The sequence below is a fragment of the Bordetella sp. BOR01 genome (assembly GCF_019218885.1).
GTDB lineage: Bacteria > Pseudomonadota > Gammaproteobacteria > Burkholderiales > Burkholderiaceae_B > Bordetella_A.
Genome location: NZ_JAHUWT010000003.1, coordinates 1,023,454 through 1,045,538, shown reverse-complemented (window position 1 = coordinate 1,045,538; position 22,085 = coordinate 1,023,454). Strand labels below are relative to the sequence as shown.

Sequence of the window (22,085 nt, the reverse complement as noted above, 5' to 3'; positions counted from 1 at the left end):
TGGCTCAGGACGCCTTCTGAATGACGCCCTTGAGCGAATCGGCGATCTGCTTGGTGATGGTGCTTTGGATTTCCACCATCATTGTCCATTGCTGGATCCGTTGCTGCATCTGCAGCATGTCGGCTTGCGATACGCTGCCGTCTGCGTTGCTGCCGATGTTCGACATGGTTTCGCGCAACTGGGTTTCCTGGGTGCGGATACCGTCGTAGATGGTGTTGTTGACGTCGTTGAAATTCAGGCCGGACGAACCGGTAAGACCGTTCAGCGCCATGGATGTCTCCTAGCGGGATGGGAAAGGGGGGATGGCCGCCGCTTGCGGCAACGCCTGGCTGGCGTGAGGCGGCGACAATGGGTACGCGGCAAGCACTTCCTGCGCGGCCGCGGCCGCGCTGGCGGCCGCTTGCCAGGCCGGAAAGTCAGTGCGAGACAAGCCCGCCGCCATGCGGGCTTGCAGCCGCGCTTCGAGCACCCTTGCTTGCGCGATCAGTGCATCGCGCACGGCGGGGCCATCGGGGGCCGCGAGACGCTGTTCGAGATCGGTGAGAGCAGTGGCGTTCATGGTAGGTAGATTGGCAACATGGGGCTGCGAGGCGCCTTAGCGCAGGATGATGGCCGGCCGGGGCCCTTCGAAAATGATGCGCGTGGGTTCTATGGCCGTCAAGCGATATTGGCCATGCACGCCTCCCACCAGCAGTTTGCTGCCGTCCTGCAGCACGATGAAAGGCTGCGGGCCGCTGACCACACTACGTATGGTGAACGGCACCGAATCGGCATACTGCCGCTCGCCCGTAGACTGAGCCACTTGCACAACGTCTACGTGAGTCGTGTTGAAACGGGCAATCAGTGTCTGCAGTTGCTCCAGTTGATAATCGTCCAGGGCTTGTGCGCCAGCCTCCAGAAAATGGGGCTTCCAGGTCAGCGATACCCCGGACAACCCGGCTTCGGCCAATTGCCGGGCAAAATCGTCGGCGACCTGGGGGGCCAGCGCGATGTCATTACCCAATACGGTCATGCCAGGCAGCTGCGCGCGCAGCGCATCCAGCGCCGAAGCACGTTCTCGCGCGCTGGCGGCAATACCCAGGATCGTCAGGCGTCCATCGCCATCGTAGCGGGGCACATATTTGACGCTGAAGGCTTTCAGCGCATTTGCCGCGGTTTCGATGGCTACGTCTTCGACGCTGACGCGCATGGCGGGCATGGGCCAGATCTGCGACAACGTGGCTGCCAGCCGGTCTTGTTCGGCCGCATTGCGTACCCAGCCTGATACCCGTACGGTGCCATTGGGCAATATGGCGATGTGCAGCCGCGAACTCAGGCCCAAGCGGTCGATGGCGGCCGAGATCTTGCCCAGCGACTGCTGGGCCGCGGCGCGGGGGTCGACAGGTGGCGTCGGCCGGGGATCGCCGGGCAGCAGTTGGCTCATCAGGATGACGACCAGCACCGCCAGGACGACTGCGCCCAGCCCCAGAACCATGGGCCAGGTATCCCGCTTGCGCGGCGGAGGAACGATCGGCCGGCTGGGTACGGGTGGCGCGGGTCGAGCCGAGAGCGCATCGGCCGCCGGGGCAGGCATCGCCTCTGCCGGGGGGGATTCGTCGTTAGCCGCCAGCGGCAGCGCCGTCCATGGGTCGGCGCTGTGCGCGACGGTAATCCAGATAGGGCCCAGCGGCAGGGGCCGATTGAAGGGCGTCGCGGGGTCGCCTGGCGCGAGGGGGGGGGCGGACGCTGCATCGGGGTCAGGCACCAGGTCCCAGCCATGAGTGCCGACGCGCAGCCGCGCCGCGCGCGGTCCCAGTCCGGTATCGGCCAGCACGATGTCGCAATCGGGGTCGGCGCCCAGCACCGCGCCGTTGCTGGCGGGGCAGCGGGCTTCGCGGTGCATGCCCGACAGGACGCGCAGTTCCAGGGCCGGACTCATCGGCGGCCTCCGGGGCACAGGCGGGGACGGCCATGCATTACAGGTCCACCCTGGCCAGCGGCTGCACGTTGATTTCCTGCGTCAGCTCCTGGTAGGACAGTACTGGCAGGTCGTACAGGTCTTGCTCGATCATTTTGCGCAGATAGCGCCGGATGTCCATCGATGTCAGCAACACGGGCTTGCGCGCCGCGCCCGACAGGTCGCCCACGGTGCGCTTGATGTTCTCGACCAGTTTCTTGGATGCGGACGGATCAAGCGCCAGGTAACTGCCGGCCGAAGTTTGCCGGATCGCGCTGCGCACGGTTTCCTCGACGTTGGGCGCCAGCAGATAGGCCGGCAGGATGTTCTGCCCGCTGGAATATTTGTAGCTGATGTGGCGCTTGAGCGAGACCCGCACGTACTCGGTCAACAGAACCGAATCTTTTTCTTTCTGGCCCCATTCGATCAGGGCTTCCAGCACCGACCGCAGGTTGCGCACGGAAATGTCTTCCGACACCAGGCGCTGCAAGATCTCGGCGACTTTCTGTACCGGCATCACTCGCAGCGCTTCCTTGACCAGGTCGGGGTAGCGTTCTTCCATGGCCGAGAGCAGGAAGCGCGTTTCCTGGATGCCGATGAAGTCCGACGAATACTTCTTAAGAACGAAGGCCAGGTGCCAGGTCAGCACCTGGTGGGCATCCAGGAACGGGATACCGGCCGCTTGCAGCGTGGGGGCCAGCGCCGCTTCGACCCAGATAGTGGGCAGGTCGGGCAGGAAGCGTTTATCCGTCTCGTAAGCGACTTGCAGGGCCTGCAAGTTCTGTTCGGTGTCGCGCACCAGCACATTGCCGGGACGCAACCGGCCTTGCGAGACCGGGACTTCGGACAGCAGGATCGTGTAGGTCTGTTCCGGCAATGCATCGTTAAAGCGCAACTGTATGCCGGGAAACGGCACGCCCAGGTCGAAATACAGGGCCCGCCGTATCTTGAGTAGTTCGTCATTGAGTTCGTTGGCATTGAAATGGCGCTGCAAGCCTGCCGCCACGTCGATCATCAGTGGCAAGGTGGGGGCGAACTCGGCACTGCCGTCGGTCTTGGGCGCGGCCTGGGCGGGTTGGCCATCGGCCGCCAGCGCCGGAATCTCGGTGATGACGCCGGTTTTCTCATCGACGACCTTGCGGGTACCGCGCAGCAATACGAACCCCACCGTGCCTACCGCGGCCGCCAGCGCCAGAAAGGTAAACGTGGGCATGCCGGGAATCAGCCCCATGCCGACGGCGATAGCGGCGGCGATCAGCAAGGCGCGCGGCTGGGCCAGCACCTGAGCGCCAATGTCTTTGCCCACGTTGGATGGACCGTCGCCGGTTTGCACGCGAGTCACGATGATGCCTGCGCAGATGGCGATGAACAGCGCCGGGATCTGCGCAACCAGGCCGTCGCCTATAGTCAGGATGGAATACACATTGACGGCTTCGCCGGCGGTCATGCCGCGCTGCATGGTGCCGATGAGGATCCCGCCCAGCAGGTTGACGGCCACGATGATAAGGCCGGCAATCGCATCGCCCTTGACGAACTTCATGGCGCCATCCATGGCGCCGTATAGCTGGCTTTCCTTCTCGACCACGCCGCGCCGCTTGCGTGCCTCGTCCATGTCGATGGTGCCGGCGCGCAGGTCTGCGTCGATCGACATCTGTTTACCGGGCATGGCGTCCAGCGAGAAGCGCGCCGCCACTTCCGCCACGCGCTCGGCGCCTTTGGTGATCACCACGAATTGCACGATGGTCAGGATCAGGAAGACCACCAGGCCGACGATCAGGTTGCCCCCCACCACGAAATTGCCGAACGTCTCGATGATGTGGCCGGCATCGCCTTGCAACAGGATCAGGCGGGTGGTGGCGATGGAGATGCCCAGCCGGAACAGGGTGGTGACCAGCAAGACCGAGGGAAACGACGAAAACGCCAGCGGCGACGGCAGATACATGGCCACCATCAGCAGGATGGCGGACAGCGTCATATTGGTGCCGATCAGCACGTCGACCAGGGGCGTGGGCAGCGGCAGGATCATCATGAAGATGATCGAGACGATCAGCACCGCCAGGACAATGTCGTTGCGGCTGGTGACGACGGCGACGGCGCGGTTCAGAGCTTGCATCAGGCGGGTCATCGTGAGGAAGTCAGGGACGCGACGGCCGGCGTGCCGGCACGAGAACGCAGCGCGACATAGGCCCGCATGGCGGCCCCGGCCTCATCGCGGCGGTCTTGCGCCAGCAGGGCTTGGGCGCGCACCAGATGAAAAGCGGCATCGACACCACCGCGCATGGCGGTTTTTTCAAGTATGGCCAGGGCGCGATCCGGCTTGCCGACGCGAAGCTGGGCCAACGCCAGCGAAACTTGCTGACGCGAATCGGCCAGGCCCAACGTGTCCAGGGCGGCCAGCAAGACGACGGCTTTGTCCGGCTTCTGATTCTCCAGGTACACGTAAGCCAGCAGCCCGAGCAGGTCGGCGCCGTCGGCGTCCAGGGCAAGAGGTGCGGCACTCATCCTTGATAGAGCGCGCTTCGGTACATGGCTACGAGCTCACGCATTCCAGTTTCTTCCTTGAGCAGGCGTACGGCGCGATTCAACACGCGGGCATCCTCGCCGCCCTGCTCCGCGGCCGCCGACAGGCTGTCCAGTGTGGTGGCCAACATTTGCGAGAAGCGGCCAGGCATGAGCAGATCGTGATTGCCGATGGAGGGCTTGAGCGCGTCTTCCAGGAATCTTTCAATGTTGGGCTTGTCGAGCAGTTGTGCCAACTGGGCCTTGACACCGTCGGACGAAGGCGGCAGGTCTTGGCGCTCGGGCAGGTGTTGCGTGCTGGTTTCTTTGCTCGCATAGGCAATCGCGTCGATACCGCGGTCGAAAGTCAGGCCGGTGATGTGCAGGTCGGGCATGGCGTTCCTCGGTCCAGCTTAGTAGGCGTCGTCGCGCACGGCATCGAGCCAGCGCGCCAGGTAGTCCAGCGCCTGTTGCAGGCGCTGTGGGCTGAAATCGGCATCGGCGATGCGGGTAAGCGCCACCAGGTGGGTATTGCCGTCGCGTTCGCTCAGGGCAGCCTGTACGGGCCAGTCTTCCTGGCAACTGTAGTGGTTGCGTCTCCAGGCGCGCCGCAGCCAGGCGCCGGCATCGTATGGCAAGTGATGCGACACATAGACCGCGATGCCGCACGGAGTGTGCTCCAGGCCCGCCCTGCGCCCGGATTCCAGTTGGACCAAGGCCGCACCGCGCTGGCCGAAGTCCTGCCCGTCAAATCCGGCGGCTTCGGCAGCATCGACCAAGGCGGCGTCGAGATGGTTCATTGATCTTCCTCATCGATAGCGACGTCCAGCGCTTCCTGGGCGGCATTGAGAATGCCGTGGCGGGTATCGACATCGGGATAGATTTGCACGGGCAAGTCTTTGAGCATGGCGCGCACGCCGGCCAGGAAGGCAATGCGGCCTTCTGCCGGTACGACGCCGTGCTGGGCGGCCAGGCCGGAAAAGCGCGATTCCGCCACCCATTTCTCGCCGCTGACCGACACCAGGTCGCGCATCAGGTTCGAGCTATCCACCGCACAGCCGAACTGGCTGTCCAATTTGGCGGCCAGTTCGCCGCAGCCGTCCAGCACGGTGGCGGCCACTTCCAGGTAATACAGGTCGGCCACCAGGGCCTGCAGCCGGTTGGGATCAACCGAGGGCCGGGTGGCGGCCAGGTCTTGGCCCAGCGCGGCGATAAGTTGTTTCAGCCCGCGGGCCACCCCGGTGTCTCCGAAGCGTTCCAGGGCCAGGTTCAGTGTCTTGGCCAGCGAATTCTCGCCCAGTACGACATCCCGGTACGTGCGCTGGAATTGCACGACCCCGGCGGCATCGGCCGCATACGCTCCGGCGGCAGGCAGGCTGTTCAGGCCGGCTCGGATCTCGGGCCCGCTTTCCAATTCCAGGTCTGCCAGCGCGTCGCGGATGGCTTCCAGGATGTCCGCCGGTGCGCCCTGCCGTTCGCCTTCGTGCAAGGCTTGCTGAAGGCCCAGGTATTGCTGGGATACCTCGCCGAATGCCTGACTGGCGGCCTGCCTGGGGCTGGCCTGGCCACTGAGCAGGTGCTTGACCAGCTCGGTCAGCTTTTCTTGGGCATCGGGGTCGTGGGTCTGCTCGAGCAATTCGACGATTTCGTCGGTGCGCAGCAGTTCGGCGGGCCGTTCGCCCTTGATCTTGCGTTCCGCGTGGTGCTTGTCCTCGGCTTTCTCAGCCATGTGCAGGCTGAGTTCCTCGGCGGCGTTGGCCAGCGAGACGCCGCCGGGCACGGTGATGGCCTTTTCGCCCAGCATCGTACCGGCACGCGTATCTGACCCGCCCGCGCCGGGCTGCGGCGTGGTCGAGGCAAAGGCTGGAGATAGGGTTCCGGCGTCGATTCGGTTCATAAGCGGGTAGCGGGGGCGCCACTGGGGCAAGCCCGTTCAGCGGTAGTAACAAACGGGTCCGGTTTGGTTCCATGACAACCGTCCGGTTCTACGGAACCAAAACCGGGCGCGCTGTTACTTACCCCAGGTCGGCGTTGGCCTGCCAGCCGGTCTGGCGGGCGGCAGCCCTGGGAACCCGGGGGCGCGCCGCCCTTACACACTGGAGAGAACCATGTCGATTTCGGGATTGGGCATCACTAATGCGACGGGCATAGACCTGTCGTCGATGGATCTGGAGACCGCTTTGATGACGGTACAGACTCAGAGGTCGCAATTGCTGGAGGCAACCCTGAAACAGCAGTTGGACACGGTCAATTCCCGCAATCAGCAGATTGCCGGACTCAGTGAAGACAATTCCAAGCTGGCGGCCACCAATAGCGGGCTGGACAAGACCAACGCCGACATGACCGGCCAGATCGCCGAGCTGAAAGACCTGCAGGGCCGCCTGGCGGCCAGCAAGTGCCCGGACCCGGAAGGCTTCTATGGCCTGTCGTGGGGCCAGGGCGACGATCCTGCGCTGTCATACAAGACGCTGGACCAGATCAAGGACGCCGGATTGACGATACCTACCGGCGCCGATGCGCCCCGCAACGTAGACGGCAACGGCACCATGGATGCCAAGGGCCGCGTCGTGCAGGGCTGGGTGGACCAGATCAATACCAAGGTGGCCGAGCTGGAAGCCAAGATCAGCACGAATACCACGGCCATCGATGACAACAAGAATGCGATCGCCAGTAACAAAAGCACCATCGACTCGCTTGGTAATACCCAGCAGATGGAGATGCTGCGACTGCAAAGCTTGACCGGCAAACGCAACGAGGCGTTCGAGACGATGACAAACTTCCTGAAGAAAATGCAGGACAGCCGCTCGTCGATCATCGGCAATATGCGTTGAGCAACCTGTAACAAGGACGCGACATGACCAATCCCATTCCGCCCGCATCCAGCCCGTCGCTTGCTGGCGTGGGGTTGGACAGCAATTCCCGGGTGCAGGGCGCGGACCTGGTCGGCGCCGACCAGGAAACCGCAATGATGACAGTGCAGACCGAGCGCACCCGCTTGCTGGACAAGGAAATCGCCAGCCAGATCGAGGAGCTGCGGGCCATCAACCGCAAGCTGGAACTGCTGAACGAAGTGCTGTCGGGCCTGAAGGCCGTGCAGGCCCAGTTCCGGTCCAGCGATGACTATGACGACGAGTGGGACGACAAGGGCGACGGCTGGAGTTACAAACTGGCCGACCAGATCAACCGCGCCGCCATGGCGGCCGATATCAACCTGGGGTTCGACTCGGACGACAACACTTACCGGTTCTATACCCATATGAGCGACCTGGATGAGTACGCCACCGCGTATATGCCGTCCGGTATCCGTCTCGCCATTATCAAGTTCCGGGAAACCGGCATGCTCGATCCCGCGGTGCTGCCCAATTATTTTCGCGATAACGGCTCGCCAGGCGGCCAGGGCTTCCTGATACCCGACCGCCCGGGGCAGGCCGTAAACCGCTGTCCGGGCGGCATCCGCTACGACTCGGAGAATGGCGAGATCCGCAAGGTCGTCACCAAGGTGACAGGGTTGGTGGACAACCTGTCGAGTGTGCAACAGGACCAGATGGTGCGGCTGCAGGCAATGCTGAACCGCCGCAACGAAGCCGCCGACATGACCAGCAACTACGTGCGCAAGCTGCACGAGAGCCGTGCCGGCATTGCCGAGAAGATCCGTGGAACTTGAGCGGGCTGGCTGTTACTTACCGGACATGGCTGTCCGATATCGTTGAAACCGGGCGCCCGCCGCCCTACCAAGGAGTCCGTCTTGAACACTATCGTTCCTAATTCCGGCGTTTCCGGCATCGGCCAGATCGATCTGTCGTCGATGGATATCGAAACCGCACTAATGATGGTCCAGCAACAGCGGGTCGGCCTGCTGGATGCACAACTGAAAGACCAGATTGGTGAAGTGCAGAAGCGCAACGAGCTGACCGGTTCGCTGAACCAGATGCAGGCCCAGCTCAATGGCATGAAGGCGGCGTTGAAGAATGACGCCAAGCCGGGCGACCGCATCTCGGATAGCGATGCCAACAAAGCCCTGTGCAACGAATACGCGAAGCTGGCCACCTCGCTGGGCATGTCGACCTCGCCCGTGGAGTGCGATCCGAAAACCGGCCAAGTCAACACCGACAAGATGCCCAAAAAAGAAGATATCGAGCGCGTGGTGGCCGATATCAAGAGCAAGCTCGATACCGCCAGCAATAGCCAGCAGATGGACATGCTGCGGCTGCAGAGCATGTCGAACAAGCGCAACGAGGCGTTCGACGTGATGACGAACTTCATCAAGAAGATGCAGGACAGCCGCTCATCCATTATCGGCAACATGCGCTGACGCGCCCCCCGCCACCTTTATCGGAGATAACTGGCCATGGCCTCCCCCGAGCAAGATAACCCGACCCAGAACATCATCGACCGCGCCGAGCAGGCGGTGCAGGAAGCGCAGCGTTCGCTGGAGAAATCAGATGATGCGCTGCGCGCCCTGGGCCTGGACCCGGCGAAAGTGAAATCGGTGCTGCAGGCGCAGCCGCTGACCGATGCGCAGCGCGACGAAGCCGAGAAGCTTTTCCGCCAGGACATGGAAGACATCGAACGCGAGGTCACGCAGGAATCGGCCTACGCCCGGCAGCGTTCCACCGCGCGGACCACTACGCCGGGCAAGCGTCCCCGCACCATGGTCTGAGACGGCTCATCGACGGAGCGACGAGCATGACCCAGAACGCCGGCTACACGCCCGAGGAATTCGCGGCATTGCACGACCAGATCGTCGACACGTTCGCGCGTGGCGGCACGCTGGCCGACTTGCGCGACATTAGCGACGACGAGTGCGAGGCACTATATACGTTGGGCCACGGGCTGTACGAAAAAGGCCGCTACGCAGACGCCCTGAAGGTGCTGGGCTATCTGGTGGCGCTGAATCACAGCGAGCACCGCTATCTGGTGGCGCTGGGCGCGACGGCGCAGGCACTGGGCAAGTATCGCGACGCGGTGCAGCAGTACATGGCCGCCACGCTGCTTGATCCCCTGGACCCCACTCCTGTGTTCTATACCGGCCAGTGCATGCTTGAGCTGAACCAGTACGCCGCCGTGATCGAGTCGTGCGACCTGGCGATCGCCATGTGCAAGGGTGAACGGCACGCTGTGCTGCTCGAGCGCGCCAAGGCCATGCGCGCCACCGCCGCGGCCAAGTCCTCCAAGGAGAGTTGATATGAACCCCATCGGCAACCAGCCTGTCCCGAATGCCGCATTGCTGGACCAGCTTGCGCCCATTCCGCCGCGCGACGCGGGCTCGGCGGGCCCGACACAGATCGACCTGTCCAGCCTGGTACCGACGAATTCGCCCGGCACCGACAAACTGGCCCAATTGGGCCTGACCCTGCCCGACTTGCCGCGCGGGGTGTCCGACCCGGCGGTATCCGACCTGGCGGCGACCTTGAACGGCCTGCCGGCATCAGGCCCCGGGGATATCTACGAGATGATGTCGCTGTTCCAGAAAATCGCCCAGGAACAGCGCAATTCCGCTCGCATGGAGCGCCAGTCGAGCATGGCGGCGCAGGTTGGCGCCCTGCAAAGTGCTGCCGACAAAATCCGTGACGCCGCCGAGGAACGTTTCAAGGGCGCGCTGGCACAAGGCATTGCGCAGATCGCGTCTGGTGCGGTGTCTATTGGCGCGGGGGCCGTATCGATCGGGACAGGCGCGGCCAGCGCGGGGCTGTCGTTGAAGGCCAATTCGGCCGCCAAGACCGAATTCAACAACCAGATGGGCGCCAAGATGAGCCCTGAAGTCGCCAGCGGGATGGCGTCACGGGCCGGAGCGGAACTGAGCGCCCAGGCGTCCAAGTACGGCGCCGTGTCGCAGTCCGTCAATGGCATCGGCTCGGGCGTGGGCGGCATGGTAGGAGGCATCGGGTCGATTGTGCAGGCCAGCTTCGAGCGCGAGGCGGGCCAGATCGATGCCCAGAAAGCGCGCCTGGAGGCCGATGCCAAGGTGGCCGAGACCGGCGTGCAGCAGGCCAACGACATCATGCAGCAGATGATGCAGATCATCCAGGACATCCGCGAGAAGCTGGGTTCGATCGAGCAAAGCCGCGTAGAGACTTCGCGCGGGATCGCGCGCAATATTTGACGCCCGTCGCGGCCAGGAGCCTGACCATGGAAATCCGTTCCACCCCTCCGATGTCGGCTGGCGTGCCCGATGCCACGGGTGCCCCGATTGGCGCCGAAGCGGCGCTGCGCCTGGCGCAAGGCATCGACCTGAGCGCGCTGGCATCGCAATGGGCCAGCATGGTGACCTCGTCCAAGGGGTCTGCGCCTGGCGCGTTGGCCAATGCCAACGGCCAGCCGGCCATTGCTTCCCCCAGCCGCGAGTTCACCGCCGACGAGATGGTGGATTTGCTGCGCGCGCTAAAGACCAAGTCGCAAGACCGGCAGCTTGAGAGCGCCAAGGAAAACATCGAAGCCAATCGCATCAATCAGCAGAAGAACAACGAAAAGCAGATCGCGAAGATCAATGAATGGATCGAGAAGAGCAAAGAGGCTGAAAGCGGCGGCATCTTCGGCAAGATCTTCGGCTGGCTCGGCGCCATCGTGGCGGCATTGGCCGCCGCGCTGATGGTGGTGGCCGCGGTGGCGGTCACGGCGGCTACCGCCGGGGCGGCGGGCCCGATCATGTGCACGCTGGCGGCGATTGCCGTGGCGGCCGCGGTATCGATGGTGGCTACCCAAATATCGTCCGAATGCGGCGGCCCCGAGATCAGTATCAGCAATGGGATTACCCAGGCTGTGGCGGGTTTGCTCACGGCCTTCGGGGTGGACCCCGATCTGGCCCAGAAAATCGGCGCCATCGTGGCCGGGCCTGCCATGGTGATGACTGGCACGATTCTGGTGGATCCCGGCGGCCTGGGCAAGATGGCGGGCGCGATCGCGTCGGTGGCGGGCGCGGATGAAGCCACCGCGGGTTATGTCGCCATGGGGGTGGGGCTGGCCGCGACCCTGACCGTGGCGGTGGTGATGACGGTGGCCTCGATGGGTGCGGGCGCGTTTGCCGGCGCAGCCAATGCGGTCGGCAACGTCAGTGCGCAGACCGCACGTACGGTAACCGACGTGCTCAAGAGCACTACCGAAGTCGTGCGCGGCGTGGCCGCGGTGGTGCAGGGCGTGGGCTCGGTGGGCCGGGGCGTGGAAACCATCAAGACTGCCGAGAAGCGCGAAGATGCCGACAAGGCCTTGGCCGACAAGAAATTGCTGGAAGCGCTGATGGCCAAGCTGCAGGCGGCCATGAACGAAGATCGCGAAAAACTGAAGGAAATCCTGCAAGCCATGGACGAATCCATGCAGATGGTAAGCAAAATGATCAATGCCGCGGCCGACAGCATGAGCCAGGTCACCGCCAATATCAGCAAGCGGGCCATGGTTTGAACACTGGCCGCAAACCGGAGACGACGTTGTCCCAATCCCCTGCCCCTACCGAGCGCTCGCCCTTCGGCCAGGCCTTGCATCAAGGCTTGTCAGAGTTGGCAAGCAGCAAGCGGATGAGCGCGCAGCAGCTCGAAGTGATCTACGCCCTGGCATACGCCCACGTGGCGCAACACCAATATGCCCAGGCGCTGCCGCTATTCGCGTTTCTGTCGCAGTACGGCGCGACGCGCAAGCATTATCTGTCCGGCCTGGCCTTGTGCTTGCAGATGGTTGGTCGCTATGACGAAGCGATCTGCATTTATTCGCTGATCGGCACCCTGTACCCTGACACGCCGGACGCGGCGTTGCGGGTGGCCGAGTGCCAGTTGGCCCAAGCCGACACCGAGTCGGCTCGCGCAGAGTTGGTACGCGTGCTGGAGCTGGCCGGCACCTCGGGCCGGCATGGACAGGCGCGGGCCCGCGCCCAGGCTCTGCTGAATTTGACTGCGCGCGAGGCCGGCGCATGACGGCTATGCGATATGCCTGACATGCCACGCGCCCCGCAGGGCGCCACCGGAACAGCCGTCTCAGCCGAGACGGCTTTTGTGCTTGATGCGGACGAGGCGCGCCTGCTTGCCGAGATCGGACTCCTGGCGGCAGCGGCTGGCGACGTGGCGCGTGCCGGCACCATCTTTGGTGCCCTGCGGCAAGTGCGGCCCACGCGCGCCTATCCCAGCATCGGCCTGGCTGTGGCCTACATGAATGCGGGCCAGGCCGCGCAAGCCGTGCAGTTGCTGGAGAATGCGCCCGCGGCCGATGCCGGCGAACTGGGCACGCTGCATGCCTGGCGCGGCCTGGCGTTGCAGTTATCCGGCCGCAACGCCGAAAGCCGCCGGGTGCTGCAAGCCGTGGCCGGACAGGATGGCGAAGGCGCGCGCTTGGCGCGCAGCCTGCTGGGATTGGATTCGAGTCAAACAACATAAGATGCCCGCCGTTTGCTCAACGGCTGATCACGGAGCTGGGAAAACATGGAAATAGCTGCGCTGTCCGCCGCCATGGCGCCTGTACTGACACCGCCGGTTGCGCCGGCCGAACCCACCGCGCTGGCCACGGCGCAATTCAATTCGCTGATGAATGCGCCCGTTCCTGCCGAGCTGACGGGAGTGCAGGCCGCGCTGCAGTCGGCGCTGGGGCCGGCAGCCGAGCCTTTGCCTACCTTGGGCAACCAGATTCTGGCCAGTTTGCAATCCACAATGACCGAGTTTTCGCAGAAATGGCAGGGCATTGCCGGCAGCCTGGAACAGGTGGCCGCGCGGCCGGCCATCGGCGACATGCTGAAAGTGCAGGCAGACCTGTTGCAGGTGTCGGTGCAATACGAACTGGTCGGCAAGGCGGTATCGCGCACGACCCAGAACGTCGATACGCTGGTCAGGATGTCGTGATGCAGGCCTTGTCGTACCCTTTGGGGCCGATGTCGGGCCGGCGTGCCGGTTGGTACGGTGTGGGACGCCTGCGCATGCTGTTGGCCGCCGCCCTGCTGGTGTTGCTGGCGGCGTGCGGCTCGCGCGTCACGCTGTTTGCGGCTGCCAACGAGAGCGAGGCCAACGAGGTGCTGTCGGTGCTGCTGGATTCAGGCATCCAGGCCGAAAAAACCGCTACTAAAGAAGGGGTGTCGGTGTCGGTGGCCGGCAATGAAGTCGCTCGTGCGCTGGATATCCTGCGCGCCCGGGGCCTGCCGCGCGAACGCTTTGACGGCATGGGCCAGATATTCCGCAAGGAAGGCCTGGTGTCCTCGCCGCTGGAAGAGCGCGCCCGCTACATCTATGCCCTGTCGCAGGAATTGGCCAACACGCTGTCGCAAATGGACGGCGTGCTGGCGGCCCGCGTACATGTGGTGCTGCCCGAGCGCGGTGGCGTGGGCGAGAACACTACGCCTTCGACCGCGGCCGTGTTCATCAAGCACCAGATGGGCTACAGCCTGGATGCGCTGCAGCCGCAGATACGCAAGCTGGTGACGCATGCGATTCCGGGCCTGACCGAAGACCGGGTGTCGATTGCCCTGGTGTCGGCCCAACCGGCAGCCACGCCCACGCACGCGCCGACCCTGACCAGCGTTCTCGGGTTCCAGGTCGGCGCCGGTTCGGCCACGCCGCTGGGTGTGGTGCTGGCCCTGCTGATCTTGCTGGCGCTTGGGCTGGCTGGCGCGCTGGCTTACCTGCTGTGGCGCCAAGGCTGGCCATTCGGGCCAAAGCTCAAGCCGTCTCCGCGCCGCGAGCCGGGCTCCGAGGGTAGCACCGCATGACGGACTTGGCGGCCCTGTTCGGTGCCAGGCTGGTGGCGTTCAACCAGCTACCCAGCCGTACGCTGCACCCCAGTCGGCATGCCGAGTTCGCCCCGGATGGTATCGCCCTGCCCGGCCGGTTGGATGGCGCCTGGCATCGCCACTGGTCGCGCGAGATCCTGGCCCGCATCGGCATGCTGCATCGTCCGGTGCGCGATCCGGCTCAGCCCGCGCTGGCGCTGGCACTGCTGCCGGCCGTGCGCCTGGAACACTGTACGCGCATGATCGGGGTGACCCTATGCGCGCCGCATCTGCGCCAAGTGATCGCCGGTTCTGAAGTCAGGCAACTGATTGCCACCCTGGGGCAAGACGCGCTGGCCTTCGCACGTGAACCGGCTGCTGCTTTGCATCCCGGTTGGGCAGCGGGCAACACCCTCAGTGCGACCGTATCGGCACAGGAGGTCGACCAACTGGGGCGTGCCACGCTGGTGGCTGCCCTGCGCCCGGGCGGGCCGGAAATACTGGCCCGGGCCGAACTGAAGCTGCCCGCCATGCCCGTCGGCGATGCGCCCTGCAGCGAGCCCGAAGCCTTGGCATTGGCACTGGGCGTCCTGAAAACAATTGAACCATCATGGCATTCCTCATTCCCCGCGATCCGCTGACCCCCCGGCAACTGGCCACCCGTGTGGATCCCGCCGTCCAGGTGCTGCGGGCGGCCGATCATGCCGCGTTGGTCGAGGCGCAGGCCATGCTGGAGAATGCGCGGACGCAAGCCCAGGCCGTTCTGGATGGCGCGAACGCCGCCTTCGAGGCCGAACGCCAGCGCGGCTACGCCGATGGCAAAGAAGAGGCGCTGCTGGACCAGGCCGAGAAAATGATCGAGACGGTCGGCCGCACGGTCGAGTATTTCGCCAGTGTCGAGAATGAAATGGTCGACCTCGTGATGGCGGCAGTGCGCAAGGTGGTCGACGGTTTCGATGATCGCGAGAAGATCATGACTGTAGTGCGCAATGCCCTGGCGGTCGTGCGCAACCAAAAGCAGATGACGCTGCGGCTGAACCCGGCCGAGGTAGACGCCGTGCGCGAGCAGATCAATGAATTGCTGGCCGCGTATCCCGGCGTGGGCTACCTGGACATCCTGGCAGACGGGCGGTTGCCGCGCGGCGCGTGCATCCTGGAAAGCGAGATTGGCATGGTCGAGGCCAGCCTGGACGGCCAGATCCAGGCGCTGCGCGGTGCCTTCCAGCGTACGCTGGGCAGCCGGATCTAGGACGCGGCAGTCATGCGGCAATTCGACTACATCACCGAGATGCTGGAAATGGCGCTGCAGGATACGCCTACCCTGCGCATCAAGGGGCGCGTGACCCAGGTGATCGGCACCATCATCAAGGCGGTAGTGCCCACAGTAAAAGTGGGCGAAGTCTGCATCTTGCGCAATCCTGGCGAAGACTTCGAAATGAAGGGCGAGGTGGTGGGCTTCGCCCGCGATGCCGCCCTGCTGACCCCGATCGGCGATATGTACGGCATCTCGTCGGCCACCGAGGTGATTCCCACCGGCCGGGCGCACATGGTGCCGGTCGGCGCCGGCCTGCTGGGCCGGGTGCTCGACGGGCTGGGGCGCCCGCTGGACGAGGCCGAACTGGGGCCGCTCGAGGCCAACAAGTTCTACCCGGTGTTCGCCGAGGCGCCCGATCCGCTGACGCGACGCATCATCCGGCAGCCGCTTGAATTGGGCGTGCGCGCCCTGGATGGGGTGTTGACCTGCGGGGAAGGGCAGCGCATGGGCATTTTCGCCGCGGCCGGCGGCGGCAAATCCACCCTGATGGGTATGTTGGTAAAAGGTGCCGACGTGGACGTGACCGTGGTGGCCTTGATCGGCGAACGCGGCCGCGAGGTGCGCGAGTTTCTGGAACACGAGCTTGGGCCCGAAGGCCGCCGCAAGAGCGTGATCGTGTGCGCCACCAGCGATAAATCGTCGATGGAGCGCGCCAAGGCGGCGTATGTGGCCACGGCCATTGCCGAATACTTCCGCGACCAGGGCAAGCGGGTGCTGTTCTTGATGGATTCGGTGACGCGCTTTGCGCGCGCCCAGCGCGAAATCGGCCTGGCGGCCGGCGAGCCGCCGACGCGGCGCGGGTATCCGCCGTCGGTGTTCGCCACGTTGCCCAAGCTGATGGAGCGTGCTGGCATGAACCAGCATGGCTCGATCACCGCGCTGTACACCGTGCTGGTGGAAGGCGACGACATGACCGAGCCTATTGCCGACGAGACGCGTTCGATTCTGGACGGGCATATTGTGTTGTCGCGGCGGCTTGGGGCATTGAACCATTATCCGGCGATCGACGTGCTGGCCTCGGCGAGCCGCGTGATGAACGCCGTGATCACCCCGGAACACAAGCGCCTGGCCGGCCGGTTTCGCGAGCTAATGGCCAAATACCAGGAAGTCGAGCTGTTGGTGAAGATCGGCGAGTACAAGCGCGGCGGCGATGCCGTTACTGACGAGGCCATCGACAAGATCGACGCGATCAACACCTTCTTGAAGCAGCGCACCGACGAGCACACGACCCTGGCCGAGGCGCTGGCGAGCATGACCGCCATTGCGGGGGCGGCACCATGAGCATGTTCGACGAGCTGCTGGCTATCAAGCGGTTTCGCGAAGGCCAAGCCGAACTGGCCGTGGTCCGCCAGCGGCAGGTGCATGCCGATGCCGAGCAGGCACGCTTGGCGGCCGAGCATGATTTGCAGCAGTTTCGCCACTGGGCGCAACAGCGCGAGTCGGACATGTATGGCGATCTGTGCAGCCGCCTGGTACGGGTGCGTGACATCGAAGACGTGCTGCAAGGCGTGGCCGGACTGCGCGAGGACGAGCGCCAGCACGAGACGGTGCTGGATGAGGCAGGCAAGCAAGTCGAGCGCGAAGCCCAGGCGCTGGCCGAGCGCCGCACGCACCACCGCGACGCGACGCGCACGACCGAGAAATTCGTCGAGCTGGCCCAAGTGAACTTGGCCGAGCACCTGAAGGAAATGGAGCGCAAGGAAGACCTCGAGATGGAAGAGGTCGCGGCGGTGGCGCGCGACCGCAACGATTGGGAACAGCACGAGGAATACGAGCCGGCATGAGCATTGATCGTCGCATCGGGCTGGAAACGGCCATTCCCCAAGGCATGCCCGACTTGCCTGAATCAGGCGCGGAAACGCGGCGCGACGCCTCTGATGCGGATCGCCGGGCGTTCGAGCAGGCGATGGCCCAGGGCGATGGCGCGGCGCCTGCCGACACGCCCGCGGCCACGCCGCGGCCGTTCGCGCTGTTCGGCGTGCCGCAGGGCACCGCTGCGCCCGGTACTTTCGATCCGCCAGAAGGCCTGGCCGATATGTTGGCCAGCTCGGCCGACCGGCTGCTGGTGGGCGATGGCAGCGCTGGCCGCCGCGAAGTACGCATCGAGCTCAAAGACGACATGCTGCCGGGCGTGACGTTGGCCGTATATGAGGAAGCGGGCCGTCTGGTGGCCGGATTCGTGTGCGCCAATGAAGCCTCGCGCGAGCGGCTGTGCGGTTCCGCCCGCGTGCTTGCCCAAGAGATGGCGCAGTCGTTGGCGCGGCCCGCGCTGGTGCGCGTGTCGACCGACGATCCCGAAGATCCCTGTTTATTAGAAGAGGCGGCTGATCCGGGCGCGCCATGACGATTTTGTAGGCATGATGGATTCGATGAACCTAGCGCCGCGCATCGCGCTGCCACGCCTGAACGGCAACGAGGCGCAGGCCCTGAGCCTGATTGCTCGCCACGGTGCCGATCTGCGGGTGGCGCTGGCGCCATCCGGCGGGGCGACAGCGGACGCCCCGGCCTCGGCATGGCGGCTGGCATTCACGCCCGGCGCCGTGGAACCGCTGGTGCAGGCCGCCAGTTTGCATGCCGAGCTGGAATGGGCCGGCGCCGCCCTGCGGTTGAGCCTGCCGCCCGCGGCGCCGGCGGCCTGGCTGGCGGCGCGCCTGCCCGACCTGCAGCCCGGCCCGGTGCCCGAAGCCCTGCAAGCCATGGCCTTCGAAGCCCTGCTGGGCGAAGTGCTGGCCGCGTTGGAACAGTCCTCGTCGAATGGGCCTGCCTATGTGCGCAGCCTGGATGCCGGGGCGGCGCGTCTGCCGCACATCTGGACGCTGACCGTGCGCGCCGAGGCGACCGGCGATACCGGGTACGCGGTACTCGAGACCGACGGGCTGGGCCTGATGCTGCTGGCCGGTCTGTTGTCGCAGACACCGAAACCGGACAATTCCATCGACGTCGACGCCCTGCCGGTGGCGCTGCGCGCCACCGTGGGGGCGGTGCAGTTGCCCGCTGCGCAATTGCGCAGCCTGCAGCCGCAGGATGTCGTGCTGTTCGACGAGTATTACGTCGGCCCGCAGGGCGATCTGTGGCTCACGCTGCCGCAAGGCCAGGGCTTGCGCGTGCGTGCCGAACAATCCACTTATATCGTGACTCAAGGCTGGACTTCGATCATGACCCAGACTACCAATGCAGAACCGGCCGATGACGGCACGACGGATGAGCCGCTGGACCTCGATGCCGTTCCGGTACGGCTGACGTTCGACTTGGGCGAGCGCAGCCTGTCGCTGGCGCAGCTCAAGCGGCTGCAGCCCGGCGAAACCTTCGACCTGCAACGCCCGCTGGCCGATGGCCCGGTCATGATCCGCGCCAACGGTGCGCTGGTGGGCACCGGGGAACTCGTCGAGGTGGACGGCCGTATCGGCGTTACCATCGCCACCCTGGGCAAGGGTGCCGCATGACCTCGTTCGATCCGATCAGCCTGGCCGTTGTCCTGGCCCTGCTGGCCCTGGTGCCGCTGGCCGCGGTGATGACCACGTCGTTCCTGAAGATCGCCATCGTGCTCACGCTGGTGCGCAATGCGCTGGGTATTCAGCAGGTGCCGCCCAACATCGCTTTGTACGGCCTGGCCCTGATCCTGTCCGCGTATGTGATGGGCCCTGTCGTCATGCAGATGGGTACCGAACTGCGCACGGTTGGTGTGGCCATGGAGTCGGCTGAGCCCGGGGTGCCGCCACCGAACCGCATCACCAGCATCATGGACGCCGTGACGCGGGGAGCCGAGCCCTTGCGGGGTTTCATGTACAAGCACAGCCGTCCAGAACAGCGCGACTTCTTCGTGCGCACCGCACGCGAGCTGTGGGGGCAGGAACAGGCCCGCAACCTGAAGGAAGACGATCTGCTGGTGTTGATCCCGGCATTTCTGTTGTCGGAACTGACTGCGGCGTTCCAGGTGGGATTCCTGCTGTACCTGCCCTTTGTGGTCATCGACTTGATCGTATCGAACATTCTGCTGGCGATGGGCATGATGATGGTGTCGCCCGTCACTATCTCGATGCCGCTCAAGCTGTTTCTGTTCGTCATGGTGGATGGCTGGACCCGCCTGATCCAGGGCCTGGTGCTTTCCTACGGCTAGGGGCCGCGCATGCAAACCGTCGATCTCGTCTCTTACATGACTCAGGCGCTGTACCTGGTGCTATGGCTGTCACTGCCGCCGATTGCGGTGGCAGCGATCGTGGGCACCTTGTTTTCGTTGTTCCAGGCGTTGACCCAGATCCAGGAACAAACCCTGTCGTTCGCGGTGAAGATGATTGCGGTGTTTGCCACGCTGCTGCTCACGGCGCGCTGGCTAAGCGGTGAGTTGTACAACTTCACGATTGCCGTATTCGACCTCTTTTACAAAATTCGCTAGCGCCACAAGGAACCGAAATGATGTCCGGCGTTACGTATGCGGAGGCGAAGATATTCCTGGGCACGCTGGCCCTGACCCAGCCCCGCATCCTGGCGATGTGCCTGATGCTGCCGCTGTTCAACCGCCAGTTGCTGCCGGGACTGCTGCGCTATGCGATCGGGGCCGCCATGGGGCTGATCCTGGTGCCTGCGCTAGCGCCGCGCTATGCGGCCATCGACCTGGGCTGGATCGAATTGGTATTGCTGGTGGCCAAGGAAGTCTTCGTCGGGCTGGTGCTGGGGTTTCTGGTGGCCATTCCGTTCTGGATCTTCGAGGCCGTGGGTTTCGTCATCGATAACCAGCGGGGGGCCAGCCTGGGCGCCACCATCAATCCGGCGACCGGCAATGATTCGTCGCCATTGGGCATACTGTTCAACCAGGCATTCCTGGTGTTCTTTCTAGTCGGAGGGGGCTTCACGCTGATGCTTACGATGCTGTACGACAGCTTCCGACTGTGGGACCTATGGGATTGGGCGCCAACCTTGCGGCGCGAAAGCATACCCCTGATGCTGGACCAGCTCAGCCGCTTTGCCCGCCTGGTGCTACTGTTTGCCGCGCCAGCCGTGGTCGCCATGTTCCTGGCCGAACTGGGGCTGGCGTTGGTCAGCCGTTTCGCTCCCCAGTTGCAAGTGTTTTTCCTGGCCATGCCGATCAAGAGCGGATTGGCGCTGCTGGTTCTGGTGCTGTATATGAGCACCTTGTTCGAGTACGCGGGCGACGCCACGCGGCAGATCGATTCTATTCTGCCGTTCCTGGACCAACAGTGGCGGGCGCCATGAGCGGCGAAAAGACCGAACAGCCAACTAGCAAGCGGCTGCGCGAATCGCGCCAGAAAGGCGACGTCGCGTACAGCAAGGACTTTACTCAGACGTTGCTGATACTGGCCTTGTTCGGCTATCTGCTTGCCGATGCGCACAGCATCGTCGAGTCTTTGGGGAAGCTGATGCTGGTGCCGGCCACCCTGACCGGCATGCCGTTCGACGAGGCGCTCAAGACGGCCCTGGATGCATCGCTGCGCGAGGGCGTGGCGCTGGTGCTGCCGTTCGTGCTGATCGTGCTGGGCGTGGGTATGTTTGGCGACTTCCTGCAGGTTGGCATTGTGCTGGCGTTCGAGAAGCTCAAGCCCTCGGGCAAAAAACTGAACATCCTGAGCAATCTGAAGAACACGTTTTCCAAGAAAAACCTAATCGAATTCCTGAAGTCGATCCTGAAGATTGTTTTCTTGTCGGCACTGGTTACCTTGGTGGTGCGCGATGCGCTGCCCGAGCTCATGACCGTTCCCCATAGTGGCCTGGCCGGCTTGCAGTCCGGCGTGAGCGGTATGTTGCGTACCCTGATCGTCAATGTGGGCGTGGCCTACGTGGTGATCTCGTTGGCCGATTTCGCGTGGCAGCGCTTCGAGTACCGAAAGGGCCTGATGATGAGCAAAGAAGAGGTCAAGCAAGAATACAAAGAGATGGAGGGCGACCCTCACATCAAGCAACAGCGCAAGCATTTGCACCAGGAAATGGCCATGCAGGGTGCGGTCGAGGGTGCGCGCAAGGCAACGGTGGTTGTGACCAATCCCACGCATTTGGCCGTGGCCATCTATTACGAACCCGACGAGACTCCCCTGCCGCGCGTGCTGGCCAAGGGTGAAGGCGCATTGGCCGAACAAATGATGCGCGCTGCGCGCGAGGCAGGAGTGCCCGTGATGCAGAATATTCCGTTGGCGCGTTCGTTGATGGAGAACGCCCAGCTTGACCAGTACATTCCCAGTGACCTGATCGAGCCCGTGGCCGAAGTCTTGCGCCTGGTTCGCAAGCTGGCCGCCCAGGAGCCGCCGCCATGACCGCCGCCCCCCACCCCCTGATCTCCCGCTATGTGGCCCGTCACGATATTGCCGGGGCGCTCCGCGCCGATGGCCGTGCCACCCTGGTGGTCGACGACAAATATCGGATGCACCTGGCTGCTGCGCGCAATGGCTGGCTGGCAATCAGTTCGCGCTTGTGCGCCCTGCCTCCCGAGGGCATGGGGCGCGATGCCTTCCTGGAAACCCTGGGACTGCAGGCAGAGGGCATGCTGGCTGGGCATGCCTCGGCCTGCGTGATCGATCCGGCTGCCGATGCATTGTGGCTGCAGCAGATGTTGCGGCCCGACAGCACCGATATCCAGTTGGATGAAGCCGTAGGCCAGTTCGCCAACGCCCTGTCGTTCTGGACGGGCGCCGTACGGCGCGCGGCATGAA

Annotated in this window: 30 protein-coding genes; 22 read left to right on the top strand and 8 right to left on the bottom strand. The window is 64.3% G+C overall.

What is annotated here, in order from left to right:
- Window positions 1-4: 4 nt before the first annotated feature.
- The 8 genes from KW845_RS19765 to sctW are packed head-to-tail and all read right to left on the bottom strand — an operon-like array spanning window position 5 to window position 6,332.
- Window positions 5-271, bottom strand: coding sequence for an EscF/YscF/HrpA family type III secretion system needle major subunit (locus KW845_RS19765; RefSeq protein ID WP_218371037.1), 267 nt, complete (start codon window positions 269-271; stop codon window positions 5-7).
- Between the two features lie 9 nt (window positions 272-280).
- Entirely contained in the window at window positions 281-559 is a 279-nt protein-coding gene (locus tag KW845_RS19760) for a hypothetical protein (protein ID WP_218371036.1), read from the bottom strand.
- A gap of 36 nt (window positions 560-595) precedes the next feature.
- Complete coding sequence (gene sctD / locus KW845_RS19755) at window positions 596-1,918, bottom strand: type III secretion system inner membrane ring subunit SctD (protein WP_218371035.1); 1,323 nt, start codon at window positions 1,916-1,918, stop codon at window positions 596-598.
- Between the two features lie 37 nt (window positions 1,919-1,955).
- On the bottom strand, window positions 1,956-4,049 hold the full coding sequence (sctV, locus tag KW845_RS19750) for a type III secretion system export apparatus subunit SctV (protein WP_218371034.1): 2,094 nt from the start codon (window positions 4,047-4,049) through the stop codon (window positions 1,956-1,958).
- 8 nt (window positions 4,050-4,057) lie between these two features.
- Entirely contained in the window at window positions 4,058-4,438 is a 381-nt protein-coding gene (locus KW845_RS19745; protein ID WP_218371033.1) for a tetratricopeptide repeat protein, read from the bottom strand.
- A complete protein-coding gene (locus tag KW845_RS19740; protein WP_218371032.1) occupies window positions 4,435-4,830 on the bottom strand; it encodes a hypothetical protein in 396 nt (131 codons plus the stop codon). The genes KW845_RS19745 and KW845_RS19740 overlap by 4 nt, the downstream gene beginning before the upstream one ends.
- An 18-nt stretch (window positions 4,831-4,848) precedes the next feature.
- Complete coding sequence (locus tag KW845_RS19735; protein WP_218371031.1) at window positions 4,849-5,235, bottom strand: hypothetical protein; 387 nt, start codon at window positions 5,233-5,235, stop codon at window positions 4,849-4,851.
- On the bottom strand, window positions 5,232-6,332 hold the full coding sequence (sctW, locus tag KW845_RS19730; RefSeq protein WP_218371030.1) for a type III secretion system gatekeeper subunit SctW: 1,101 nt from the start codon (window positions 6,330-6,332) through the stop codon (window positions 5,232-5,234). Before sctW ends, KW845_RS19735 begins: the two co-directional genes overlap by 4 nt.
- 211 nt (window positions 6,333-6,543) lie before the next feature.
- Here sctW and KW845_RS19725 point away from each other — a divergent pair, with 211 nt between their 5' ends.
- The 22 genes from KW845_RS19725 to KW845_RS19620 all read left to right on the top strand — a co-directional run bounded on the left by KW845_RS19725 (window position 6,544) and on the right by KW845_RS19620 (window position 22,084).
- Window positions 6,544-7,266: a hypothetical protein gene (locus tag KW845_RS19725; protein ID WP_255592760.1), complete on the top strand. Its 723-nt coding sequence runs from the start codon at window positions 6,544-6,546 to the stop codon at window positions 7,264-7,266.
- Window positions 7,267-7,289: 23 nt separating this feature from the next.
- On the top strand, window positions 7,290-8,099 hold the full coding sequence (locus KW845_RS19720; protein WP_218371029.1) for a hypothetical protein: 810 nt from the start codon (window positions 7,290-7,292) through the stop codon (window positions 8,097-8,099).
- 81 nt (window positions 8,100-8,180) lie between these two features.
- Window positions 8,181-8,747: a hypothetical protein gene (locus tag KW845_RS19715; protein WP_218371457.1), complete on the top strand. Its 567-nt coding sequence runs from the start codon at window positions 8,181-8,183 to the stop codon at window positions 8,745-8,747.
- A 36-nt stretch (window positions 8,748-8,783) separates the two neighbouring features.
- Complete coding sequence (locus KW845_RS19710; RefSeq protein ID WP_218371028.1) at window positions 8,784-9,095, top strand: hypothetical protein; 312 nt, start codon at window positions 8,784-8,786, stop codon at window positions 9,093-9,095.
- 26 nt (window positions 9,096-9,121) lie between these two features.
- Window positions 9,122-9,619, top strand: a complete 498-nt coding sequence (locus KW845_RS19705; RefSeq protein WP_218371027.1) for a SycD/LcrH family type III secretion system chaperone — start codon at window positions 9,122-9,124, stop codon at window positions 9,617-9,619.
- Between the two features lies 1 nt (window position 9,620).
- On the top strand, window positions 9,621-10,538 hold the full coding sequence (sctB, locus tag KW845_RS19700; RefSeq protein WP_218371026.1) for a type III secretion system translocon subunit SctB: 918 nt from the start codon (window positions 9,621-9,623) through the stop codon (window positions 10,536-10,538).
- A gap of 26 nt (window positions 10,539-10,564) precedes the next feature.
- The gene (gene sctE, locus KW845_RS19695; protein WP_218371025.1) at window positions 10,565-11,830 is read left to right on the top strand and encodes a type III secretion system translocon subunit SctE; all 1,266 of its coding nucleotides are present in this window, start codon (window positions 10,565-10,567) and stop codon (window positions 11,828-11,830) included.
- A gap of 26 nt (window positions 11,831-11,856) precedes the next feature.
- Window positions 11,857-12,336: a SycD/LcrH family type III secretion system chaperone gene (locus KW845_RS19690; RefSeq protein WP_304502402.1), complete on the top strand. Its 480-nt coding sequence runs from the start codon at window positions 11,857-11,859 to the stop codon at window positions 12,334-12,336.
- 12 nt (window positions 12,337-12,348) lie between these two features.
- Window positions 12,349-12,792 carry a tetratricopeptide repeat protein gene (locus KW845_RS19685; protein WP_255592759.1) on the top strand — a complete coding sequence of 148 codons (444 nt, stop codon included), beginning with the start codon at window positions 12,349-12,351 and terminating at the stop codon, window positions 12,790-12,792.
- 45 nt (window positions 12,793-12,837) lie between these two features.
- On the top strand, window positions 12,838-13,251 hold the full coding sequence (gene sctI, locus KW845_RS19680) for a type III secretion system inner rod subunit SctI (protein ID WP_218371024.1): 414 nt from the start codon (window positions 12,838-12,840) through the stop codon (window positions 13,249-13,251).
- Entirely contained in the window at window positions 13,251-14,111 is an 861-nt protein-coding gene (gene sctJ / locus KW845_RS19675) for a type III secretion system inner membrane ring lipoprotein SctJ (RefSeq protein ID WP_218371023.1), read from the top strand. The genes sctI and sctJ overlap by 1 nt, the downstream gene beginning before the upstream one ends.
- The gene (locus KW845_RS19670; RefSeq protein WP_218371022.1) at window positions 14,108-14,752 is read left to right on the top strand and encodes a SctK family type III secretion system sorting platform protein; all 645 of its coding nucleotides are present in this window, start codon (window positions 14,108-14,110) and stop codon (window positions 14,750-14,752) included. Before sctJ ends, KW845_RS19670 begins: the two co-directional genes overlap by 4 nt.
- Window positions 14,722-15,360 carry an HrpE/YscL family type III secretion apparatus protein gene (locus KW845_RS19665; protein ID WP_218371021.1) on the top strand — a complete coding sequence of 213 codons (639 nt, stop codon included), beginning with the start codon at window positions 14,722-14,724 and terminating at the stop codon, window positions 15,358-15,360. Before KW845_RS19670 ends, KW845_RS19665 begins: the two co-directional genes overlap by 31 nt.
- 12 nt (window positions 15,361-15,372) lie before the next feature.
- On the top strand, window positions 15,373-16,707 hold the full coding sequence (sctN, locus tag KW845_RS19660) for a type III secretion system ATPase SctN (protein WP_218371020.1): 1,335 nt from the start codon (window positions 15,373-15,375) through the stop codon (window positions 16,705-16,707).
- On the top strand, window positions 16,704-17,210 hold the full coding sequence (locus KW845_RS19655; protein WP_218371019.1) for a type III secretion protein: 507 nt from the start codon (window positions 16,704-16,706) through the stop codon (window positions 17,208-17,210). The genes sctN and KW845_RS19655 overlap by 4 nt, the downstream gene beginning before the upstream one ends.
- Window positions 17,207-17,770, top strand: coding sequence for a hypothetical protein (locus KW845_RS19650; RefSeq protein WP_218371018.1), 564 nt, complete (start codon window positions 17,207-17,209; stop codon window positions 17,768-17,770). The genes KW845_RS19655 and KW845_RS19650 overlap by 4 nt, the downstream gene beginning before the upstream one ends.
- Before the next feature lie 25 nt (window positions 17,771-17,795).
- Window positions 17,796-18,869, top strand: coding sequence for a type III secretion system cytoplasmic ring protein SctQ (gene sctQ / locus KW845_RS19645; RefSeq protein ID WP_255592757.1), 1,074 nt, complete (start codon window positions 17,796-17,798; stop codon window positions 18,867-18,869).
- Window positions 18,866-19,543: a type III secretion system export apparatus subunit SctR gene (sctR, locus tag KW845_RS19640; protein ID WP_218371016.1), complete on the top strand. Its 678-nt coding sequence runs from the start codon at window positions 18,866-18,868 to the stop codon at window positions 19,541-19,543. The genes sctQ and sctR overlap by 4 nt, the downstream gene beginning before the upstream one ends.
- Window positions 19,544-19,552: 9 nt before the next feature.
- The gene (gene sctS / locus KW845_RS19635) at window positions 19,553-19,819 is read left to right on the top strand and encodes a type III secretion system export apparatus subunit SctS (protein ID WP_218371015.1); all 267 of its coding nucleotides are present in this window, start codon (window positions 19,553-19,555) and stop codon (window positions 19,817-19,819) included.
- A gap of 17 nt (window positions 19,820-19,836) precedes the next feature.
- The gene (gene sctT, locus KW845_RS19630; RefSeq protein WP_218371014.1) at window positions 19,837-20,637 is read left to right on the top strand and encodes a type III secretion system export apparatus subunit SctT; all 801 of its coding nucleotides are present in this window, start codon (window positions 19,837-19,839) and stop codon (window positions 20,635-20,637) included.
- Window positions 20,634-21,689, top strand: coding sequence for a type III secretion system export apparatus subunit SctU (sctU, locus tag KW845_RS19625; RefSeq protein WP_218371013.1), 1,056 nt, complete (start codon window positions 20,634-20,636; stop codon window positions 21,687-21,689). Before sctT ends, sctU begins: the two co-directional genes overlap by 4 nt.
- Window positions 21,686-22,084, top strand: a complete 399-nt coding sequence (locus tag KW845_RS19620; RefSeq protein WP_218371012.1) for a hypothetical protein — start codon at window positions 21,686-21,688, stop codon at window positions 22,082-22,084. Before sctU ends, KW845_RS19620 begins: the two co-directional genes overlap by 4 nt.
- Window position 22,085 lies beyond the last annotated feature (1 nt).

Bases quoted from the DNA above. Each gene is read 5' to 3' on its own strand.
- KW845_RS19765 (WP_218371037.1), bottom strand. From the start codon at position 271: ATGGCGCTGAACGGTCTTACCGGTTCGTCCGGCCTGAATTTCAACGAC.
- KW845_RS19760 (WP_218371036.1), bottom strand. From the start codon at position 559: ATGAACGCCACTGCTCTCACCGATCTCGAACAGCGTCTCGCGGCCCCC.
- sctD (WP_218371035.1), bottom strand. From the start codon at position 1,918: ATGAGTCCGGCCCTGGAACTGCGCGTCCTGTCGGGCATGCACCGCGAA.
- sctV (WP_218371034.1), bottom strand. From the start codon at position 4,049: ATGCAAGCTCTGAACCGCGCCGTCGCCGTCGTCACCAGCCGCAACGAC.
- KW845_RS19745 (WP_218371033.1), bottom strand. From the start codon at position 4,438: ATGAGTGCCGCACCTCTTGCCCTGGACGCCGACGGCGCCGACCTGCTC.
- KW845_RS19740 (WP_218371032.1), bottom strand. From the start codon at position 4,830: ATGCCCGACCTGCACATCACCGGCCTGACTTTCGACCGCGGTATCGAC.
- KW845_RS19735 (WP_218371031.1), bottom strand. From the start codon at position 5,235: ATGAACCATCTCGACGCCGCCTTGGTCGATGCTGCCGAAGCCGCCGGA.
- sctW (WP_218371030.1), bottom strand. From the start codon at position 6,332: ATGAACCGAATCGACGCCGGAACCCTATCTCCAGCCTTTGCCTCGACC.
- KW845_RS19725 (WP_255592760.1), top strand. From the start codon at position 6,544: ATGTCGATTTCGGGATTGGGCATCACTAATGCGACGGGCATAGACCTG.
- KW845_RS19720 (WP_218371029.1), top strand. From the start codon at position 7,290: ATGACCAATCCCATTCCGCCCGCATCCAGCCCGTCGCTTGCTGGCGTG.
- KW845_RS19710 (WP_218371028.1), top strand. From the start codon at position 8,784: ATGGCCTCCCCCGAGCAAGATAACCCGACCCAGAACATCATCGACCGC.
- KW845_RS19705 (WP_218371027.1), top strand. From the start codon at position 9,122: ATGACCCAGAACGCCGGCTACACGCCCGAGGAATTCGCGGCATTGCAC.
- sctB (WP_218371026.1), top strand. From the start codon at position 9,621: ATGAACCCCATCGGCAACCAGCCTGTCCCGAATGCCGCATTGCTGGAC.
- sctE (WP_218371025.1), top strand. From the start codon at position 10,565: ATGGAAATCCGTTCCACCCCTCCGATGTCGGCTGGCGTGCCCGATGCC.
- KW845_RS19685 (WP_255592759.1), top strand. From the start codon at position 12,349: ATGCCTGACATGCCACGCGCCCCGCAGGGCGCCACCGGAACAGCCGTC.
- sctI (WP_218371024.1), top strand. From the start codon at position 12,838: ATGGAAATAGCTGCGCTGTCCGCCGCCATGGCGCCTGTACTGACACCG.
- sctJ (WP_218371023.1), top strand. From the start codon at position 13,251: ATGCAGGCCTTGTCGTACCCTTTGGGGCCGATGTCGGGCCGGCGTGCC.
- KW845_RS19670 (WP_218371022.1), top strand. From the start codon at position 14,108: ATGACGGACTTGGCGGCCCTGTTCGGTGCCAGGCTGGTGGCGTTCAAC.
- KW845_RS19665 (WP_218371021.1), top strand. From the start codon at position 14,722: ATGGCATTCCTCATTCCCCGCGATCCGCTGACCCCCCGGCAACTGGCC.
- sctN (WP_218371020.1), top strand. From the start codon at position 15,373: ATGCGGCAATTCGACTACATCACCGAGATGCTGGAAATGGCGCTGCAG.
- KW845_RS19655 (WP_218371019.1), top strand. From the start codon at position 16,704: ATGAGCATGTTCGACGAGCTGCTGGCTATCAAGCGGTTTCGCGAAGGC.
- KW845_RS19650 (WP_218371018.1), top strand. From the start codon at position 17,207: ATGAGCATTGATCGTCGCATCGGGCTGGAAACGGCCATTCCCCAAGGC.
- sctQ (WP_255592757.1), top strand. From the start codon at position 17,796: ATGAACCTAGCGCCGCGCATCGCGCTGCCACGCCTGAACGGCAACGAG.
- sctR (WP_218371016.1), top strand. From the start codon at position 18,866: ATGACCTCGTTCGATCCGATCAGCCTGGCCGTTGTCCTGGCCCTGCTG.
- sctS (WP_218371015.1), top strand. From the start codon at position 19,553: ATGCAAACCGTCGATCTCGTCTCTTACATGACTCAGGCGCTGTACCTG.
- sctT (WP_218371014.1), top strand. From the start codon at position 19,837: ATGATGTCCGGCGTTACGTATGCGGAGGCGAAGATATTCCTGGGCACG.
- sctU (WP_218371013.1), top strand. From the start codon at position 20,634: ATGAGCGGCGAAAAGACCGAACAGCCAACTAGCAAGCGGCTGCGCGAA.
- KW845_RS19620 (WP_218371012.1), top strand. From the start codon at position 21,686: ATGACCGCCGCCCCCCACCCCCTGATCTCCCGCTATGTGGCCCGTCAC.